Source organism: Pacificibacter sp. AS14 (genome assembly GCF_038899935.1).
Taxonomy (GTDB): domain Bacteria; phylum Pseudomonadota; class Alphaproteobacteria; order Rhodobacterales; family Rhodobacteraceae; genus Celeribacter.
The window spans coordinates 1-4,941 of sequence record NZ_JBBMQI010000034.1; the positions used below are offsets into that span (position 1 = coordinate 1).

5 protein-coding genes are annotated in these 4,941 nt (G+C 45.6%); all 5 read left to right on the forward strand.

All coding sequences use genetic code 11. The features are described 5' to 3' along the window. Positions 1-621 precede the first annotated feature (621 nt). Positions 622-1,506, forward strand: a complete 885-nt coding sequence (locus WNY38_RS17805; protein WP_342858706.1) for a hypothetical protein — start codon at positions 622-624, stop codon at positions 1,504-1,506. 4 nt (positions 1,507-1,510) lie between these two features. Beyond that, positions 1,511-3,826 (forward strand): UvrD-helicase domain-containing protein, encoded by a 2,316-nt coding sequence (locus WNY38_RS17810; RefSeq protein ID WP_342858707.1) that lies wholly within the window; start codon positions 1,511-1,513, stop codon positions 3,824-3,826. Positions 3,827-3,887: 61 nt separating this feature from the next. Further along, the gene (locus tag WNY38_RS17815; protein ID WP_342858708.1) at positions 3,888-4,289 is read left to right on the forward strand and encodes a hypothetical protein; all 402 of its coding nucleotides are present in this window, start codon (positions 3,888-3,890) and stop codon (positions 4,287-4,289) included. Continuing rightward, the gene (locus tag WNY38_RS17820; protein WP_342858709.1) at positions 4,261-4,503 is read left to right on the forward strand and encodes a hypothetical protein; all 243 of its coding nucleotides are present in this window, start codon (positions 4,261-4,263) and stop codon (positions 4,501-4,503) included. Before WNY38_RS17815 ends, WNY38_RS17820 begins: the two co-directional genes overlap by 29 nt. Continuing rightward, on the forward strand, positions 4,466-4,941 hold a 476-nt coding region (locus WNY38_RS17825), incomplete at its 3' end, for a hypothetical protein (protein ID WP_342858710.1). The genes WNY38_RS17820 and WNY38_RS17825, both read left to right, overlap by 38 nt.

A 4,941-nucleotide genomic window follows, 5' to 3' on the forward strand; every position in this document is an offset into this window, starting at 1 on the left:
TTATTTACAAGGCTATCGACGGCATGGATGGGTCAACTGATAGACAGACGCAGAGTCCTGCAGTAAGCCTCATAAGGGCACTTATGTAAGGTAGATGCACCTTTGCCGACACCAAGACTTGCAAACCCTCCTGCCCGCTTCATAGGCCGTTAAATAAGGGGTTTGAGGCGGTTTAAACGGTGATTAAATTAGCCATCGGCGTCACAAATGCAATCTGAACTGGAAAGAGGTCTTGCGAGTTTGCCCCACACTTTCCAGAAAGAGATAAACATAACACAATCAAAGGCATAGATATTTTTGCGCATGAATGGGGGAACGCTGAACTGGAAAGAAGTTTTTGGGTTAGTCGGCTGAAAGGCACGACATCAAGGGCGGAAACCCGCCATTCGCTGCGTGACGCATCGAGATCCGCTTTGCGGACTTTGCGCCATCTCGAGGCGCCCGAACAGCCAAGCTGGCGTTGGGGCCAATGCCATATCATAACGGTATCTAAGCAGATGAGAATAGAAGTCCGTTATGAATCCTGAAAAACCTTTACAACAAGCTTACTCGACCAAAGGCAACAAGCTAGAGTGACTTTACGATTTCCGATTCTACTTTAAGCTTAGGACGAACATCAATTTGAAACGAACATCTAAGAAAATTAGAGAGCGTCCTCATTTATCTGACGCCTCAATTGGGGAGCTAACCCAAGGTACAATTTTTAACTGCGTTAGGGTGCCTCGGTATCCAGACACGATGGCTGTTGGTGTCGTTATCACTGCCCGCTGTGATATAGCTCAGAACAAATATCCAATATTGAACTTTGTGCCTGCGGTGCCATTAAGTGAGTGGTTTAAGAAAGACGGATTAACGCTCCTTATAGAAGCTGAGAGGAAAGCCATTTTAGCTAAAATAACGCAGGTATTAAAAGACGCTCAGATATCACCAGCATTGCTAGATTCTGTTGATTTGGCAAAAATAGCCGAGGTTCACTTTCCGAAGGATGCCGCCAATAAAGCTGCCAAAAAGCTCGCAGAAAGATTTGAAAAAGCAGCAAGCGAGATGTCAACTTTTGCCTCATTACTTGAAAGTGATGATAGCGACAAAATTTTCGATTGGTTTGCGAAAAATAAAGTTAAAGATGTGAAAGGAATAATTACTAGGCTTAGTAAACATGAAGTTTCAGGTTACTATTTTTTGGAACATTTGCATAAAGATGAAGACCAGCCATCATTTGTTTGTCTATTGAGAGACGTTTCAGCAATTAGCCGAGACTTATCTGAAAAAATTGCGAAAGGGTTGAGCTCGGCGGGGTTAGAAGGCCACTTCAACAACTCAGAAACAGGCCTCTTTAATATTTCGAACGATGATCTCTCTATGCCTATTTCTTGCATAGGATCGCCTACAATTGAGCACTTGATGCAGACTTTTTCAAGCCTGTTTGGGAGAATCGGCTTGGAAGATCCTGACGCCGATTTTCTTGATAGTATCGTTACAAATTTGAGCGAAAAGAACGAGGGATAAGTTAATGAAATATGTTTGCATCGATGATGGCGCTGTTGCTGAAATGATTTCTGGTCGAGTGTTTCAATCGATCGATTTTCAGGAAGGAGCCGAACTCTTAGCGGCTCTTTCCACTAATGTCGAAATGTTAGCCAAAATTGGAAATATGATATGCTCGCAAACCAAGGACACGCTTTTTCTTTCGACAGTAGGCTCATGGAAAAGTAAAAAGTTCTTGATAATTGACTGCGAACAATCTGCCCTATTCTCCACTCTGAAGAGAGCGGAAACACTAACCTCCTTCCAAAAGTTACTCAGGTTTTGCACCCGATTTTGGTCTGGTTCTGGACAGTTCACGCGCTCTGAGCACATAGTAAGAGATAGCACAAAAGCGATTTTATTCCCGTTGCCAGACTCCAAAAGCGCGTTTGGAAGCAGTTTTAGAATTTTACTCGAAACAGAGCCTGATAAAGTGCGTATGGTTAAGCGCGATTGTGATGGTAAGTTTTTGTTTGCGTACAATACATGTGAACACGCGCCTAGAGATAAGGAATACGAAGTCAATTATACTAATTTCAAAAAAGCATTTGATGCTATTCCTGAACTATATGCAAAAATTCAATCAAATGTTCAAAAAATTAGTACAGCTCAGAAGCGCCCACCGCTAGCGGAAACTAAAGTTCCAAGCACAAATGCAATACACTCGGTTAGATCACACCTTCCTTTTTCTGCTTGGATCCCTCTCTTAACCAGCCCGCAAAAAGCGTTTGTGATGTCTGATCACAGACAACCTCATAGGTTAATTGGCCCTGCCGGCTCGGGTAAAACTCTATCCTTGCTGCTTAAGTCGATCGCGACACTAAAAAGGCTTGAGGCGAAACAAGAAGATTGCCGTGCGTTGATTGTTACTCATAGTGAAGCTACACGCAAAGCTATCCTAGAAACTCTAAGCATTCTAGACGAAGAAGGGTTCCATTCCAGGTCACCTTTATCAGATGCGATTTCTCTTTCAGTGGAAACGCTAGCCTCATTATGCGCAGAGGTCTTAAAAACAGATATTAAAGAGTATGAGTTTGTTGATAGAGACGCTCAAGACTCTAAAGAAATGCAGCTTCTCTATATCGAAGAGGCTATTTCGAGTGTGAAGCAACTTGATTTCCCTTCGTTCAAACCATTTTTATCAGAAGCATTCCTTAGCTTTTTTCAAAATGATAAGATAGAAAGTCTGGCTCCATTGTTCCAGCATGAAATCAGTGTCCTAATAAAAGGTCGAGCTGATGATAGTTTTGATGCCTACAAGCTGTTGGATCCTCTTGCATATGGGCTGCCGGTAGAGAATGATGCCGACAAAGGTTTGGTTTTCAAGATCTTTTCCAACTACCAATCACAACTAGAAGTTGCCGAAAAATTCGATACCGATGACGTCGTTTTATCTGCAGTGGGTAATTTGCACACGCCAATTTGGCGACGGAGACGGGCTAAGACCGGCTACGACTTTATTGCAATTGATGAAACCCATCTCTTTAATATAAACGAGCTCCACATTTTCCACCACTTTACGCGTAGTATTGAGAAGTACCCTTTTTCTTTTTCAGTTGATCAAGCACAAGGTGTTGGAGATCGGGGCTGGAATGAGGCAGATACTTTTAGTCAACTTTTTGATGCTTCAGATGTAATGGATACCACAAATAGGTCTTCCACAGTTTTCCGATCTTCGCCCGATATCCTAAGCTTTTGTGGGACTGTGTTGGCGTCCGGCGCTAACCTCTTTACGAGTTTTAGAGATACGCTCGTGGAAACACAAAGTGCGTTCACAGAAGAAGATGAACGCCGCAGCTTGAGGTTGAAGTATTCTGAATACCCTGATGACCAAACAATGATTGAGGCAGCATTTTTAACTGTGGAACGTTTGGCAAAAGATACGGGTTCGAAGCCCTGGGAGGTTCTAATAACCACGCTTTCTGATTCGTTGCAGAAAGAAATGGAAGCATTTGCCATATCTAAGAATAAGGCGGTTACCGTTATCAAAAACCGTGGAGATTACACTCGGGTGCGAGATGCAGAAAAGTCAGGCCATTTTGTTTTAGGGCATGCCGACTTTGTTGGAGGGCTGGAGTTCAACGTAGTAGTTGCGGTAGGTATTGATAAGGGGAGGGTTCCTTTGGAAGAAACCGCTACAAGCAATGCTTCGACAAATTTCTATAAATATTCAGCGCATAACCGACTATACGTCGCAGCCTCACGGGCAAAATACGCGTTGGAATTTCTCGGTGTTGATGCTCGAGGGCCGAGCGAACTATTGCAGGCGGCGCTTCATTCAAAATTGATTGACTCAGTTTGATCTATTATTAGCTTTCACTTGCTCAGCATTGTCACATGCCGCGAGCTCATTCTTCTGTCCTATGAGCCTTATAAGCCAGGCTGCTTTCGTCGGATTGAGGCAATTCGCCGCGAGAGAGCGCAATGTCCGGTTTGGGCCGTTCGCGTCGATCGACACAACGGGCGGAGAGCGGTCATTCGCTGCAATCAGCACCAAAAAAGTCAGCTATGTTGTCGTTGATCCTGACGGTGGCCATGCCAGCCGATTGATCCGGTTTCGCGCTGAGGCAGATCAGTTGCGCAACAACCTGCAACGTGAGGCCGACAAAGCCGCCAAACGCGGCCCGCGCCCCTGCATGTCATGCTCTGAGTTCTTTGAATCTGAGGGCATCCACAATCGTCTTTGCCCGCACTGTCGCGGCCAACGTGACTATCTGGGCGATTTCGCAACCCCACATGCAACGCGCAGCGCACGAAAGGTCTGACCATGATTTAGGCGTTCTGGCAGATCAATTGCAAAACACAGCGCGTCCTCAAATCGCGGCCATGATGGGGCAGATTGAGGCGATGATGGCCGAGGCACATTCACTCGAAGAGTTCCGCGCCATGATGCTGGCTGGATTTGGCAACATCAACACCAGCGGGTTTGAGGCGATGATGTATGTCGTACCGGCTTGCCTACACAGGAAAAGACGCTGACCACAAAGCCACCGACACTATATTCATGGTGTTTGTTTTTGCGTTTGTGGCCAAACTGTCAGGTGATCTTGTGCGCATTCTCGGAGACACATTTGCCCTGCCCGCAACGGCACGCGACACAGCCGCAATCCTTATAGGCGTTGTGACTGCGTTGATTGCATCGGCCATCTGGCGCAAATGGGGGGAGGCGTGGGTGCGCAAGATACTAAGCAGGTCCAATATCTCTCACGCAGACCGCACCCAAACGGCGTGGCAAGCGATGATCGCGAAAGAGCACATTCACCCATCCACGTTGATTATCCTCAAGAAGGATGGCTCAATGGTGATGTCCGAGCGACTGTCTGACTTCAAAAACCTACCACATGCTGCGTGCACTTTTGGGGTAGATGGATCAGTTGCGCTCTATATTACACATAGATTACTCAAGGGAGAAACTGA